The 14855-nt window shown below is 39.7% G+C and carries 11 protein-coding genes and 1 pseudogene; 5 read left to right on the top strand and 7 right to left on the bottom strand.

Translation table 11 applies throughout. The annotated features are described in order from the left end of the window. Positions 1–15: 15 nt before the first annotated feature. The gene (locus tag NSTCB13_RS22515) at positions 16–372 is read right to left on the bottom strand and encodes a hypothetical protein (RefSeq protein WP_448273849.1); all 357 of its coding nucleotides are present in this window, start codon (positions 370–372) and stop codon (positions 16–18) included. 121 nt (positions 373–493) lie between these two features. On the opposite strand from NSTCB13_RS22515, the pseudogene NSTCB13_RS22510 reads away from it, so the two are divergent. Beyond that, positions 494–688 (top strand): annotated as a pseudogene (locus NSTCB13_RS22510) (alpha/beta fold hydrolase); the annotation flags it as partial. A gap of 229 nt (positions 689–917) precedes the next feature. On the opposite strand, the gene NSTCB13_RS22505 reads toward NSTCB13_RS22510, so the two are convergent. Continuing rightward, positions 918–1457, bottom strand: coding sequence for a pentapeptide repeat-containing protein (locus NSTCB13_RS22505; protein WP_448273847.1), 540 nt, complete (start codon positions 1455–1457; stop codon positions 918–920). A gap of 79 nt (positions 1458–1536) precedes the next feature. Further along, a complete protein-coding gene (locus NSTCB13_RS22500; RefSeq protein ID WP_448273845.1) occupies positions 1537–2238 on the bottom strand; it encodes a diacylglycerol/polyprenol kinase family protein in 702 nt (233 codons plus the stop codon). A 60-nt stretch (positions 2239–2298) separates the two neighbouring features. On the opposite strand from NSTCB13_RS22500, the gene yidD reads away from it, so the two are divergent. From yidD to ychF, 3 genes are all read left to right on the top strand, one after another. Continuing rightward, positions 2299–2535: a membrane protein insertion efficiency factor YidD gene (gene yidD, locus NSTCB13_RS22495; protein ID WP_012412579.1), complete on the top strand. Its 237-nt coding sequence runs from the start codon at positions 2299–2301 to the stop codon at positions 2533–2535. Between the two features lie 183 nt (positions 2536–2718). Beyond that, positions 2719–2946 (top strand): hypothetical protein, encoded by a 228-nt coding sequence (locus NSTCB13_RS22490; protein ID WP_322698237.1) that lies wholly within the window; start codon positions 2719–2721, stop codon positions 2944–2946. A 45-nt stretch (positions 2947–2991) separates the two neighbouring features. Then, on the top strand, positions 2992–4083 hold the full coding sequence (gene ychF / locus NSTCB13_RS22485) for a redox-regulated ATPase YchF (protein WP_448267849.1): 1092 nt from the start codon (positions 2992–2994) through the stop codon (positions 4081–4083). 276 nt (positions 4084–4359) lie between these two features. Here the strand turns inward: ychF and NSTCB13_RS22480 are convergent, their stop codons facing one another. The 3 genes from NSTCB13_RS22480 to NSTCB13_RS22470 are packed head-to-tail and all read right to left on the bottom strand — an operon-like array spanning position 4360 to position 9652. Further along, the gene (locus NSTCB13_RS22480) at positions 4360–6642 is read right to left on the bottom strand and encodes a response regulator (RefSeq protein ID WP_448274207.1); all 2283 of its coding nucleotides are present in this window, start codon (positions 6640–6642) and stop codon (positions 4360–4362) included. Between the two features lie 5 nt (positions 6643–6647). After that, positions 6648–7097, bottom strand: coding sequence for a response regulator (locus NSTCB13_RS22475; protein ID WP_445630698.1), 450 nt, complete (start codon positions 7095–7097; stop codon positions 6648–6650). Beyond that, positions 7091–9652: a GAF domain-containing protein gene (locus NSTCB13_RS22470; protein WP_448273844.1), complete on the bottom strand. Its 2562-nt coding sequence runs from the start codon at positions 9650–9652 to the stop codon at positions 7091–7093. The genes NSTCB13_RS22475 and NSTCB13_RS22470 overlap by 7 nt, the downstream gene beginning before the upstream one ends. A gap of 1172 nt (positions 9653–10824) precedes the next feature. Between NSTCB13_RS22470 and NSTCB13_RS22465 the strand changes: the two genes are divergently transcribed. Beyond that, complete coding sequence (locus tag NSTCB13_RS22465) at positions 10825–13683, top strand: hypothetical protein (protein WP_448273842.1); 2859 nt, start codon at positions 10825–10827, stop codon at positions 13681–13683. Positions 13684–13753: 70 nt separating this feature from the next. Here NSTCB13_RS22465 and NSTCB13_RS22460 read toward each other — a convergent pair whose 3' ends face one another. Next, positions 13754–14185, bottom strand: coding sequence for a hypothetical protein (locus NSTCB13_RS22460; RefSeq protein WP_445630701.1), 432 nt, complete (start codon positions 14183–14185; stop codon positions 13754–13756). Positions 14186–14855 lie beyond the last annotated feature (670 nt).

The raw sequence follows: 14855 nt of genomic DNA, 5'->3' as shown, positions 1-14855 counted from the left end.
TAAGTCCTGAATCAGCTAAAAAACACTTGCATACTGACTGTAAACAATAAAGACGACAATTCCAACGAAAATAAAGAGGACTAAAGTAGCTATTAAACCACGATGTCGAGAGACAACATCAAGAAGTACTAGTAGCCAGAATAAGGCAATTTCAACTGCGCTAGCAATGAACACAAGTCTGAAATTTAGTTCAATTTTTGGAGCCTGTAAACCGAATAAATAAAGCCTTGCTAAAGATAAAGAACTGCCTTCACGAGCGGACGATATTATTAGCTGCGACTGTATCAAGTTAACTAATAACCAAATAATTACTATGCCTCCCATTACTGTCAATACAACAGCTAGTCCTTTAAATAATCGATTTATAAGCATCATTTTTTGCTCCTAGAAGAAAATTTTGACATAATGATAAGTATTGTTAAGTTCAAAGATATCGTCCAATTTCCTTTCTAAATCTAAAATATAGTCCGATATCTTCGGTGCGTTAGGACTGTTAGCTTGTCCGGCTATTATCTTCTGGGGAACAGCCGATCCGTGGGAACTAATTAAATTAGGGAGAGAATTAGCTAACTTTGGGCAAGTAGAAAAGTTTATTCCTTTAGAGGGAGTGGGGCATTGTCCGCAGGATGAAGCGCCGGAGTTAGTCAATCCGATTTTACTCGATTGGATTTTGGAGCGATCGCGGTAATAGACTCGGCTCAATTTTCACCTGATGGGCGGTATCGAATATATTCAAAAAGATTTATTTTTTGTTGATTGAGCCGATATGAAAAATTAACTTTCTACCACTTTTTTTATACCGATATGATTTCTTCGCTAATATTCCTACGGAAATTCAGGAAGAAATTGAAGGAATATCTATTGAGTGGATTATAGAAAAACTCAATGCTATCAAGCCTTTTATTCAACCTGCTCTTTTACCTGCTGATGGATTTCCATTCTCCAAAGTAGGGGCCACTTTCGCGAGTGCCATCAAACATAATAGTTTTATAAATAAAATTCATACCCCTACAGATCAAGTCGTGGAGCGCGGGGGTAGCGCCTCGGAAATCAGCCTCAATCAAAACGGCATGTTCAAAAGGAGTAAGTTTAGCTCCACGGAATACAGCACCAATAGCATTCATATAATCCAAAGCAGTTCCAGTCAAATCGGCATTAGTCAAATTACACAAACGCAAATTAACACACTGCAAGTTAGCATCCCTAATAATTGCACCATCCAACCGAGCTTCTATCAAGGAAGCACTAAAGAGATCGGCTTCACTCAAATCGGCTCCTCTCAAATCAGCAAAACTCAAATCTGCTCCACGCAAGTTGATGTTCCGCAAGACAGCACCTTCGAGATCAATGAACTCTCGCCCATATCCTCTTTCTCTAATTACCACAGCCCCAGCGAAGTTTCGCTTACCAGAAGTGTATTTCTTCAACAACTCTTCAGTGGTAATTTCCCAAGCCATAATTTAACATCCAATTTCTTTTCTAAATAGTGCTACTCCTTCTCTAAGATATTGTTTGAAATAGCACTTAAGGCAATTACTAACTCAAGACTAACTGACTTAAAAAGAAGGCAAGGGCTGCACTACCCAAAGGAACTGTCAAATTATCAATACCTAAAAATGAAACAGCTTCTAAAGCCGTAGCCATAACTGCCACCACAAGTGATACTGCCCAAGTTTGCCAACTATTTCCTTGAGTTCCGACTAAAATCAAACTACTGACAAGATAGCTAACGAGCATCATAGTTAGGGAGCCTTCCCAACTTTTTTCTATCCCAAAAACTTTATACTTCTGTGTACCAAAACGTTGCCCAATTAAAGCTGCTAGTCCATCTCCCCAAGTCATCACCAAAATTCCAAGTGCTGCGTACTGGGGTTGTTGTAAATACCAGAACCAGGCAACTAAAATACCGAAACTGACAGAGTAAAAAAATGTCCCTAAGCTTTGCCGTCCAACGCTATTAATACCAGGAAGAATTGGTAATCGGTAGGATAATAAGGTGATTGCACTCGCTAAAATAGAAGCTGTAATCCCTACGCTAGCAGGAATATTTAGCCACCAAGCGATTAAAATCACATTACCAGTGCCAATATGAACTATCTTCCGCACGATTTCTGGCTCATCGGCGAAGCGGTTTACCACCCATGCAATCAGGAGGATGAGTAAAACCCAAATTGCAGCCGACGCAATTTGCAGCCAGAAAATCGGAATTGAGGTGAAGTCAGAAAATGTAATTAACAAAGATACGACAAATGAAAAGTTTTACCCTTGTTACTAATTTATAAGATTTGGGTAGCTGCAATGAAATTATTATTTATTTGGCTGATTCGGGGCTACCGAATGTTTATCTCGCCGTTGTTTCTCCCGACTTGTCGCTTTCAACCAACTTGTTCGATGTATGCTATTGAAGCTATTGAACGATTCGGAGTATTACGTGGTAGCTGGATGGCAACTCGGCGGATTTTGCGCTGTCATCCGTTTCATCCAGGCGGTTACGATCCAGTGCCAGAGGTGGTAGAAAAGGTGAAGGAGGAGTAGTTTGAGGATTAGAGTTTAAACGCAAAGGGGCGCAAAGGGAAGCGCAGAGGGACGCAGAGAATGAAAGGAGCGGTAAATTATTAAAGGATGTGTTCGTGGGTATAGATAGCTATTTGGGGAGATGTCAACAGATGAGGTTGTCATCTAGCGTGGGAAGGTTGAATAATTTAATTTAGATTTACGATGATTAATCTTACTGCGATTTCTATACCTGAACCACAAATTCCTACTCCTGGGCCGAGTCCACTACCTAGTCCCAATCCTGAGCCGAATCCGCTACCTAGCCCCGAACCTGTACCGGGGCCAGCGATACCCCAACCCTTACCGGGGCCTGTACCAGAACCAGTACCTGCTCCCATTCCTCAGACGGTTCCAGGGACAATTCCCCAAACCATACCGGAACCTGTTTAGATTACCTTGGTAATGTAATCCAAAATCTCAAATCTAAAATCCAAAATGCTAAGAGCCGGAATTGTCGGACTTCCCAACGTCGGAAAATCTACTTTATTTAATGCTGTAGTTGCTAATGCTAAAGCAGAAGCGGCTAACTTCCCTTTTTGCACGATTGAACCGAATGTCGGCGTTGTCGCAGTACCGGATGAACGGTTAAATGTTCTTGCTAAAATTGCCAGTTCGGCACAAATCATCCCGGCGCGGGTTGAATTTGTGGATATTGCCGGTTTAGTTAAAGGTGCTAGTCAGGGTGAGGGACTAGGAAATCAATTCCTGTCCCACATCCGGGAAGTTGATGCGATCGTCCATGTGGTACGTTGTTTTGAAAATGATGATATTATTCACGTTGCTGGTTCTGTCGATCCAGCGCGAGATATTGAAATCATTAATATAGAGTTGGGTTTATCAGATTTAGCACAAATTGAGCGGCGAATTGACCGTACTCGTAAACTAGCTCGTACCAGCAAAGATGCACAGTTTGAAATCACAGTTTTAGAAAAATTAGCTGCGGCTTTAAATGAAGGTAAATCGGTGCGTCAGGTAAGCTTGAATGAAGAGGAAGAAGTAATTATTAAAGGGCTAGATTTGCTCACTTATAAACCGATTATCTACGCCGCGAATGTATCTGAGGATGAGTTGGCAACTGGTAATCATTTTGTGGAAACAGTACGGCAAATTGCAGCAACAGAAAATGCCCAAGTTGTGATAGTTTCGGCTCAAGTTGAAGCTGAATTAGTGGAATTACCAGAAGAAGATAAAGCTGATTTTCTCGCGTCTTTAGGTGTGGAAGAAGGCGGTTTGAAATCGTTGATTCGAGCAACTTACACGCTTTTAGGTTTGCGGACATATTTTACTTGCGGTCCCAAAGAAACCCGCGCTTGGACAATTAATGCGGGAATGTCTGCACCTCAAGCTGCTGGTGTAATTCACAGTGATTTTGAGCGGGGATTTATTCGCGCCGAAACTGTTGCTTATAAAGATTTGGTAACAACTGGTTCGATGAATGCTGCGAAGGAAAAAGGGTTGGTTCGCAGTGAAGGGAAAGAGTATGTTGTGCAGGAAGGGGATGTAATGCTGTTTCGATTTAATGTGTAGATGTAATTAATAAGTGGCCGTTATCGATAAGATAATGGTCAACTTACACCAAGTTGCGTAGGCTTTGCCCGCACTTCGACAAAGCTCAGTGACCACCGTAGGCATCGCGATAAATAAATTGACAAATATTCTCTAATGTGCGTAAAAATATGCAAGGCGATCGCAAATAAACCAGCAATCCTCAAAATCTAGTAGCTACTTCCACCCACAATACAGCCAAGCTGTGAGTATTTTGTTGTAATCCAAAATACTAGTATACTTACGTAAGTATTTGATTCATGATAGTACTTTCTGCAAAGAAAGCAATAATTCATTGACAGTATAGGGCTTTGACAAAAACGTATTGACACCAATAGCTGCTACTGCACTGAGCTTCTTGTCGGACATAAGTCCACTGCTGGCAATAATTTTGACTTGGGGGTTGATTTTTTGCAAGGTACGTATGGCTGTTAAACCATCCAGTGAGGGCAGCATAATATCCATGAGGACGGCACTAATTTTGTCTCTATTTTGAGCATATAGCGCGATCGCCTCAATGCCATCACTGGCAACTAAGATTTTGTAGTTGTGAGCTTCTAGTGATGTTATCGTAATCTCTTGAATAGCGGCTTCATCATCCACAACTAAAATCAATTCTCCATGTCCTGTCTGTGGTGGCAAATTTTCGGGGCTGCGTGTTTCTATTCCCCCCACTGCTGGTAAGTAAACCTGAAAGCTAGTGCCAGTTTCCGGTTCACTATACACGTTCACAAAACCTCCGTGACTTTTAACGATCCCCAATACTGTGGAAAGCCCTAAACCAGTGCCTTGTCCGACATCTTTTGTAGTAAAGAATGGCTCGAAAATTCTATCTAGCATTTGTTTTGGAATCCCAATTCCAGTATCGGAGACAGTAATCACTATGTAAGGCCCCTCTTTAGCTTCTAGGTTCATGCGGGCATAATTTGCGTCAATCAACATATTTTCAGCAGAGATACTCAAAGTACCACCGTTGGACATAGCATCGCGGGCGTTAACGCAGAGGTTCATCAGCACTTGATGCAGTTGAGTACTATCTCCAGAAACCATCCACAAATCTTGCGGTACATTAGTGCTGATTTCTATCGATTTGGGAAAGGTCTCTTTCAGAATCTTGGCAATTTCTACAATTATATGTTTGAGTTGCAAAGTTATGTGCTTCCCTTCTACACCCCGCGCAAAGGATAGTACCTGTTTGACTAAATCAGCACCGCGTCTAGCGTTAATTTCTAAAATTTCTAGAAGATGACGAGTCCGCTCATCTACATTGGGAAATTTCAGCGGTAGCAGTTGCGCTCCTGCCAAAATCGGTGTCAGGATGTTGTTGAGGTCGTGAGCGATACCACTAGCTAAAGTGCCAATACTTTCCAAGCGTTGAGCGCGAAATAATTGGGCTTCTAGATGCTTTTTCTCGGTAATATCTGTGTCAACGGTGAGAATTGATTTTGGTTTTCCTTGTTCATCGCATACCAGAGTCCAGCGACTAGCCACAAGGACTTCTTTGTTCATTTTAGTAAGTTTTGTTAACTCTCCCTGCCACTTACCTTGACTAATAGCTTGCAATAGAGCCGCTTCAATTTCCGGTGAAGGTTCGTCATCCAAAAGTTCACTAGCATTTTTACCGCAAGCCTCTGTAGCTTGCCAGCCGTAAAGTGTTTCTGCGCCTTTGTTCCAGAAGATAATTTGATTGTTTAAATCTCGGACGCAAATGGCATCTGTGGTGACATCTAGTAAGGCTGCTTGTTCGCGAATTTTTTCTTCTGCTAGCTTGCGATCGCGTAGCGCAGCTTGTCGTTCGCTAATATCTATACTGGCGCATGTCACCCCGATAATTTCTTGGGTTTGATTCCGTAGTGGCTCGACAGTTAAATCGTAATATCGCGTTGTATCTTTGATGGTAATTGATACTTCCTCTCGCGTTCCGATGCCTGTAGTCAGCACTCTACGTTTAATTGCGATCAGATGTTGAGCATCTTCTACTGGGATGATATCTAAGTCTTGCTTGCCCAATATTTTCTCAACTGTCAATCCAGATGGGGGATTGTAAACCCAGGTGTACCGTAAATCTTTATCCTGGTTGTAGACAAAAATTGGAGAGTTTTTGAGAGCAACCCGAAATCGCTCCTCACTCTGCCGTAGTGCGTTGTCTGCCCGTTGACGTTCAATGGCATAACGCATAGATCGCACCAGCAAGTCACCAGTTACTTGTCCTTTCACTAAATAATCTTGCGCTCCTTGTTGCATTGCGCTAGTTGCTAGGGTTTCATCATTTATACCCGTCAGCACAATGATTGGAGTTGCTTTTGCCTGATTGTGAGCAATGACAAAGGTTTGTAATCCCTGGCTATCTGGCAGCGAGAGGTCTAATAAAATCACATCAAAAGTTTCGTTTGTTAGGTAGTTGACTGCTTCATAAAGCCGTTCAACGGGCATCAACTCAACTACAACTGCGATTACTTCCTTAAATAACTCTTGTAACAATAAGACATCACCAGGGTTGTCTTCTACTAACAAGACTTTAATAATATTTTCACCTGCCATTTCCACTACTCCGGTGGCAGTTTTACGATCGCAAACCAAAAATTTTCTATTGATTGGACAATTTTAACGAACCGATCGAAATCTACTGGCTTGGTTATATAACAGTTAGCAAAAAGGTTATAGGCTTTGAGGATATCTTCTTCAGCTTGGGAAGTAGTCAAAACTACTACAGGAATTCGTTTGAGGTTTTCATCTCCTTTTATTTCTGCTAATACCTCTCGTCCATCTTTTTTCGGAAGGTTAAAATCGAGCAGTACAATATCTGGATGAGGTAATTTAGCATATTTTCCCTGTTTTCGCAAGTATGCCATTGCCTCTACACCATCCTCGACTACGTTTAAGTGAATTGAGATTTTACTATCTTCTAGGGCGATGCGTGTAAGTTGGACATCGCCAGGATTATCCTCTACTAACAAAACCTCAATAGGCATAATCGCTGTTATGGTGTTTACCATTGCTTACCTGCTCTATCTGGAATTGTGAAGTAGAAAGTCGAGCCTTGACCCGGTTGCGACTCAACCCAAATCTGGCCCCCGTGGCGTTGGATAATTTTCTTACAAATTGCCAGACCAATTCCAGTACCTGGATACTTGTCTCTTGCGTGCAAGCGCTGAAAGATTATAAAAATACGTTCAGTATATTGGGATTCCAAACCAATTCCATTATCACGCACCCAGAACAACCATTCATCCTCCGAGGGGGTAAAATTTAAATTTTTTCCATTTGATATATCTGCATCTCTCTTACTTACTCCAATGTGAATTAATGGCTGTTGACGATCGCAAAATTTGATCGCGTTGGCAATCAGGTTTTGAAATACTTGTGTCAATTGGGTAGCATCAGCCATCACTTGAGGTAGAGTATCGTAGGTGACTACTGCCTTTCGATCTGCGATCGCCACTTGAAGATTAGCAAGCACCTGTTCTAAGACAACACTACAATCAACTGGCACAAAAGGCTGTCCACGGGTGCTGACGCGGGAATAGTTTAACAAATCATTGATTAGGGTTTGCATCCGGCTGGCCCCATCTACTGCATAGGCAATAAACTGATCCGCATTGATATCCAGTTGGTTTTTGTATCTCCGCTCCAGCAGTTGTAAATAACTAGTTACCATCCGCAACGGCTCTTGCAAATCATGGGAAGCTACGTAGGCAAACTGTTCTAATTCTGCATTAGAACGAGTAAGTTCCTGACTTTGCTGGGTTTCTTTTTCTAATAGTTGTGCCTGAGATAAAGCAATCCCAATTTGGTTCGCTAATTGCTGTAACAAATCCATCTCAAACTGATTCCACTGTCGAGGTGCGCTACACTGATGAGCTAGCAATAAGCCCCAAATATCGTCCCTGACAAGAATCGGCACTACCAGATTAGCCTTAACAGCAAACTGCTGAAGAAATTCTCGATGGCATGGTTGGATATGAGCAGCTTCAATGTCTTCAATGGCACTTACTCTTCCCTGGCGATATCTCTCTATATATTCTTCTTTAAAGCAGGGGTCAAAAATATTTTCTCCTAGAATTACCGGCCAACCAGGCAGAACTGCTTCTTGTACAACTGTTCCCGAACCGTCTGGTTCCAGTCGAAAAATCAACACTCGGTCGGCTTGCAGTAGTTTTTGTACCTCTGTGACAGTGGTTTGAAGAATTTCATCTATTTGTAAAGATTCTCGAATTTTCAGGGTGATTTCGGCAAATAATTGCGATCGCAGATTTTGCCGCTTTAATTCTTCATCTGCCCGCTTCCGATCTGTGATATCAGTATAAGAACCAACCATCCGTACTATATCACCCAATGCGTCCCAAAGTGCCTGTCCTCGATCTAGAATCCATTTATAGCTGCCGTCTTGGCATTGGACTCGATATTCACAGACGTAAAACGGTGTTTTCTTGGCAAAGTGGTCTTGGAAAGCCTGAATTACCCAATCTTGCTCATCGGGATGGATTCGTCTTATCCATTCATCCCAATGGTTGGAAACTTCGTAGTCTTTATAGCCGAGCATTTCCTTCCATCGAGTTGAGAAGAACACTTCATTAGTCTTGAGGTTCCAATCCCAAATACCATCATTATTACCATGTAATGCTAATTGCCAACGTTCTTCACTTTCTCGTAGTGCTTCTGCTGTTTTGCGTCGTTCAGTAACATCTTGAAAATAAACAGACAAGCCGTCTTTTGCTGGATAGGCGTGGACTTTAAGCCACTGCTGTGGCAAATACAATTCCTCAAATTCGACACTAACCTGTTCTAAGATTGCCCTGCGATATTCACAATCAAATGTTGTGCCGATAATTTCTGGAAACACCTCCCAGATGTTTTTACCCAAAAGCTCATTGTGAGTTTTTTGCAACAGCCGTTCTGCTTGACTATTAATATAGGTGAATTGCCATTTTTGATCCAAGGCAAAAAAACCATCAGTGATACTTTCGAGAAGATTAGTGATGCGGGTTTTGGCGGCTTCAGATTGGGCGCGGGCTGCTTGCTCGTGTGCCACTAATTTCTCAGTAACTTTAGATACCTCACTTACATGACGCCTGAGTTCGAGTTGGTCAATTACCAGGCGACTCAAACCCACAAATGCCTCCACTTGTTTTTGGCTTAGTTGTCGTGGAACTTGGTCAATCGCGCACAGAGTTCCCAGCATATCTCCCTGCGGAGTAATTAAGGGTACACCTGCATAAAACCGTATATATGGATAGCCAGTTACTACCGGATTACTTGCCAACTTCTCATCAACAAGGGTGTCAGGAATCACCACAACATGACGCTGCTCTTGGCAAAGATAAGATAACCCAACACTACGGGGCATTTCTGATACATCTAAACCTATTTTTGCCTTAAACCATTGACGGTTTTCATCAATAAAATTTACCAAGGATATGGGTGTGCCACAAATAAAGGCCGCTAACTGAGCAAGATTGTCATAGGCTTCTTCGGGTTCTGTGTCAAGAATTTGATACTGGCGGAGGGCTTCTAACCTCGCTACTTCTGTATCAATCTGTCTAGGTTTCATTAACTTTTTGTAATAAATCTAAATGTGATATCGAGTCATCAGTGTGATTATCTGAAAAAGAGCTTAACGTTTTTTAATAATTGTTAGCCCTTTCCTCACCTTTGGCTGTTCAGGAAAGTCTGTTAAAAGCGATTCTTAAAGGATGTTTGAAAAGTATTTTTCATCGCATCTAAGCCTTAGAAACTTAACTCTCTCAGCTCTCTTCCCCTACAAGAGAATGACTGTTTCAAAGCCTCTGTCCGTTTCAGGGAGAAGTTTGAATAAGGGTTTTGAGTATACTTTACAACTTTTTCAACAAACTATTATCAGCCACTGCCTGTTTACGCCGCAAAGTTATTGTCTAGGGTCTAGCCCGCACTTCGAGTGAGCTTCAGTGACCATCGTAGACATCGCCATAATCCTAGTGTAGACAAGTTTAGGACTGAGATTATTTACTATGCATGATTAGATTTAGTTATTAGACATAGGAGATTTAGTGATTTGACCAGAGTAATTTACTAGTCGGACTAAACCATTCTAGGTCGATGCGATCGTCTTCTACTGTGTCGAAATTCTCAGGGAAACTGGCTTTTACATTAATGCGAAATTTATCTACATCAGCATCAATGCACGGCGGCTGATTGTGAGATATGGCTCTAGTATTTCCAATACATGGCTAAAGGTATCATCGATTAGCTCAATCAGTTTACTCCGGATGTATAAATAAACTCTACTAAAAAGCAGCAAATGTACTAGATTTGCTGACGAGAGCAAGTAGCCTGAAGTATATTTTTACTCCATTTTTTAATTTATTAAGCTTTGCTTACGTATTTATACGGCTAAATAATCGCTCAATTTTTGAGTTGTGGTGATTTTGCTGAGGTTGAATTTTTGCTCAAGAATTACACTCTTGTTGCAGTAAATCTGCTTAATCCTATTTTATTATTTGCCGACAGGATAAGAAAGAAAACTTTTTTGACTATCTATATTTACTGCAACACTGTTGAATCCATCAAATCAAATAAATCCAAAGACTAAGTATGAAATAATGGTTAATTTTCGACATTAGCCAATGCTCAAAAGTTTGAATAGCCAAAAAAATTATTTTGAAAACATTGAAAAATTCAAATCGAAGAACTATCAATATCTCCCTAATGAGATTCAGAAAAAGTATCAAGATTCTTGGTATCTGTTTGTTATTTTCAACAATTTTATACAAAATTGTATTTATTAAATTATCTGCGATCGCTCTAAGCATAGACAGGAATAATATTGATTTAATCGCTCATCATAACAAGTCATTAATAAATTCCGCTCGAAAAATAAATAACTTGCAAAACCAAGAACTGTTAAAACAGGCTTTAAGAAAGTCTAACTCTAACTTAGAGAAACCAAAACAGTTACGCAAATTCACCATTGCTGATGTTATCCCAATTGAAGAATACAAAGAAAAGCCTCCTCAGCTACCTGAAGAAGATCGAGAAAAGCCTCAACCAAATACAATTCAACCATCAAATTCAAATCCGTCCAAACCATACACACCCCAACAACAAATACTAATCGAAAAACTACGCCGAACAAAAAAGCAACCACAAGCAATCCAAAAGACAATAATTCTTGATGCCCTAACATTTAGTGCCAACAAGTATCCTTGGATTGTTAATCCTACAGATAACCTTACTTTTTCCACAGAATTATTTAAGCCAAATAAAAATGAAAATTATATAGATACGGATCTAAGAGTAAGATTTTCTGGAGAAAATCAGATTATTGATAAGTTTACTTATGCAAAATTTCCCAAGACTGACCAGTTTTACTGGGTTCTCGATGGCAATAGAATAGTAGTTGAAACCAAAGGCTCCCAAGCCGGTATCATCTATCAAGGAAGACAAACTCATACTTATATTACCCAAAATGTTACTTCACAACAGGCATTTTGGGGATTGCAAACTCTGTTCGCTATACCTACAGATTTTCAGAATTTATTTGGAGACGTTGATACTCAAAACTTTTCCATAACCTCAATAGCTGGACAATTGGTAAATCCTGAAGGGATACCTGCTGGCAGAGTTACCATTAATAGTGGAATTGACTCAAACAATCCTAATGTCACAGTTCTAAGAAATCCTGTTCCAGCTATTGGTAGTGGTTCTACTTTGAGTATCAATGGTGGACAAGTTTTGTTTCAAGCTTTAGATGCTGTCAATGCCCCCAAAATTTTGCAAGGCTTTCCAACGACTAATATACAGCCTTTACTAGATGATGGAAATGTCAAACTCAAGATAGGCGAAATCATTCCTAATAGTGCCTTAGAAGCCACTGGTATCTCCTGGGGAAATATCTTGACAGGAGAAGGTTTTGGTTTTAATGCTCCTATCTCTTCCTTACCAGGTATTAAAGTTGCTCAACTTGGCAAATTTGATAACTATGATTTATTAAATGTAGCAGTCAATCCTTTTCTTTCTCAATCGGAGAAAGACTTTCATTATTTTAACTCTTTAATGTGGTTATCTTTAGGGAGAAGACAACCTGTATTTCAGACGCTATCTCAAACTCAAGAAAGTTCAGATTGGCATAGGCTATATGTTAGCCGTCCTCATAATCGCAGTTTAATTCAATACGACCCAGTTGCAATTAAGGCTACTTATTCTAATATTTTTTCTGCTCCAGGATTATCTCTAACAGCTAAATTCAGCGATACTAGTCTTGATGCTATTCAATCAGTAAATTCTACATTAGGTTTATTATTAGGTGAAGTTTTTGAAGCTATTAAAATTGATAATATTCAACAAGGTCTACAAGAAGCCAGACAAAAATTTAAGGATGGAGAAAGCTTTACTTCTTTACATACAACTGCTACATCTCAACAAAGAAGACAAATCAATAACAGGCTGAATCGCACTTTATCTTATGCTAATGCATCTAGTGGACTAGAGCAGGTATCTGGAACTTACACATTTCCTAGTCAAGTCACTCCTCAGAACTCTAGTATTTTGCAAATAAGAACGGGAAACCACAAACGAGCAGTTCAATTTCTTGGAAGAGATATTTCTATTTTAAAGGAAGGTAATACATTCTTTTCTGATTTAAGGCTCTCTAATAAAACTTTTGGCCCTCTGACTTACATTGGTATTCCAGTTCCTTTAAATGATACTTCTATCGATCCTATTAACCAATCATCTGCTGCCGAAGTAATTTTAACAAGTCCCCAAGGACAACAATTTGTACAAAAATTTAATTCCTCCGATTTGACAATAGTACCAATTGAAGCGCGAGCAGCCGATTTAGCATTTGATTATATGGAACTCACTAGAGTTGACAAAATTGGTGTTAGCTTTAATAACTTTAACGGTTATCTATCATTGCCGACAGTTGAATTATTAGCAGCAGGTTCTTCTGGAAATTTTAATTATAGTGCTAATGTAGGAACATGGTTTAATATAGATGCTAACTCAGCCCCAGGCGTTTCTAATAATAATTTAGGAATAGAAGAACCAACATTAGGTTTCTATACTAATATACTTCTTAATTATATTAAAACTGATGTGCGGTTAAATTCAGCCAAAAGGCCTGTAGCTATTAACACTCACGTACCATACTTGAGAGTTGACTGGAATAGTGCTTCTAATAAAAATAATCCTTTTTCTACTTATTTAAGTTATTTATATCAGCATCAAGAAAGAAATTTTGGTTTTTCTTTAGCTCCTGGTATTGCTTTTGTTGAGAATAATAGCAATGGTGAGTTTCTAGGTCTTTTTAATGGAGAGTTTAGTACTAGTTATGGTTTGAACCTCAAGACTAATTTGGAGATGGGTAAAGAGTTTTTCTTTCAATTTCAGGGTTTACACAAAGTTAGCAAAAATATTTCTGCCGGCATTTATTTTAAAAACTATGCTATTAATAATATAGGTTTGAGCAACCGAGTTTCTGGCTTCAATTATGGAGTTATTCTCAGACATAATTTTCCAGATAATAGTGTGTTTATAGAAACTCAAATTGGTACAGGCGAGAATGGATTTGACCTACAGCTTCAAGGTGGTTATCGATTTTGATGGTATCGTAAAATATCCCCGACTTCTTTGACAAGTCGGGGATATAAGGTTTTTAATTTGTCAATTATGTTTAATCTAAACCATTTAAGCCATTATTACCACCGACCGCTCGGATTACAGTTGTTAAATCTTCAACAGAAGTAGTATTTTTTAATAAGTTTGCTGTTGTATCAATAAATGAGTTTGGGTTAGAGAGTGTAGTAGTTTGAACTAATCCTGGGCTTATAGTCAGACTAGTTATTGTTTCGTCATTTCCACCTGCGATACCTCCATAAGTAGGAGAAATTGTTACACCTCCGTTAAAGTAAGAGCCAGAAGGTAAAGTTACCTCGCCACTGACACTGAGAAAAGTGCCAGAAGGTCTAATAAGAGTAACAGCACCACCAGCAGTAGCTTGTTGTGCGTTTGCTGGTGCGGCTAAAAAGTTTCCTACACTTATTAAGCCTAATAGACAGATACTTCTCCGAAGACTTATAGATAATTTTTGGGATAAGCTATTCATGTTTTATAAACTCCTCATATTCTTCGCCTTAGCTTGTTTCCAGATTTTGCTTGGCAATGCAAAATTAACCTCGACTAGCAAAAGTAGAGGCAGAACCCTTTGTTATTGGGCCTTTATTCTTTCAGTGTATAAAAATATAAAACCCTTGTTGGGAGCGTTTTGTGAAAAATGGACAATTTTGAGGCTTCGTATTTTTACGCAAGCTCTCTATTCGATATTCAGTGAGAGTTTCAGGGTTTATATTGATATCACTAAAGCTATGTAAAGGATTGATGAGGAGTTAGATGGCAATTCAATAAAGGACTAAAATCCTAGTTTTCAATAGGGGCAATTCCTGAATTGCCTTTACTGAGTTTAAACGTAAAACCTTTTAAAACCTCGCTTCCAGTCTCTAGCTGGAAACGCTTGTCATTGCGGCTCTACCTCAAGACTTGAGGTGGAGAAAATATGCCTTTCCAGTCAAGAGACTAGGAACGGAGATAATGTCTCAAAGCATTCTTGCTTACCAGCTTTCACGTTTAGTTGACACCAATGACTCTAGCTATGTGTCTCTATGAAAGACCCCAGACAACAAAATTCCCGACTTTTTGAAAAAGTTGGGAATCTGAGCCACAAAATAAATATAGGGAACAGATATAGCATTGCTATTTCTCCTCCCTATGATCTATTA

The organism is Nostoc sp. DSM 114160, assembly GCF_053470305.1.
The sequence above is the reverse complement of the archived record's forward strand: the minus strand, read 5'-3'. Positions and strand labels throughout refer to the sequence as shown.

What these genes read in the sequence shown, in the direction of transcription:
- NSTCB13_RS22470 (WP_448273844.1), bottom strand. Translation starts at nt 9,652, where the DNA reads ATGAAACCTAGACAGATTGATACAGAAGTAGCGAGGTTAGAAGCCCTC.
- NSTCB13_RS22515 (WP_448273849.1), bottom strand. Translation starts at nt 372, where the DNA reads ATGCTTATAAATCGATTATTTAAAGGACTAGCTGTTGTATTGACAGTA.
- ychF (WP_448267849.1), top strand. Translation starts at nt 2,992, where the DNA reads ATGCTAAGAGCCGGAATTGTCGGACTTCCCAACGTCGGAAAATCTACT.
- NSTCB13_RS22475 (WP_445630698.1), bottom strand. Translation starts at nt 7,097, where the DNA reads ATGGTAAACACCATAACAGCGATTATGCCTATTGAGGTTTTGTTAGTA.
- NSTCB13_RS22490 (WP_322698237.1), top strand. Translation starts at nt 2,719, where the DNA reads ATGATTAATCTTACTGCGATTTCTATACCTGAACCACAAATTCCTACT.
- yidD (WP_012412579.1), top strand. Translation starts at nt 2,299, where the DNA reads ATGAAATTATTATTTATTTGGCTGATTCGGGGCTACCGAATGTTTATC.
- NSTCB13_RS22480 (WP_448274207.1), bottom strand. Translation starts at nt 6,642, where the DNA reads ATGGCAGGTGAAAATATTATTAAAGTCTTGTTAGTAGAAGACAACCCT.
- NSTCB13_RS22460 (WP_445630701.1), bottom strand. Translation starts at nt 14,185, where the DNA reads ATGAATAGCTTATCCCAAAAATTATCTATAAGTCTTCGGAGAAGTATC.
- NSTCB13_RS22505 (WP_448273847.1), bottom strand. Translation starts at nt 1,457, where the DNA reads ATGGCTTGGGAAATTACCACTGAAGAGTTGTTGAAGAAATACACTTCT.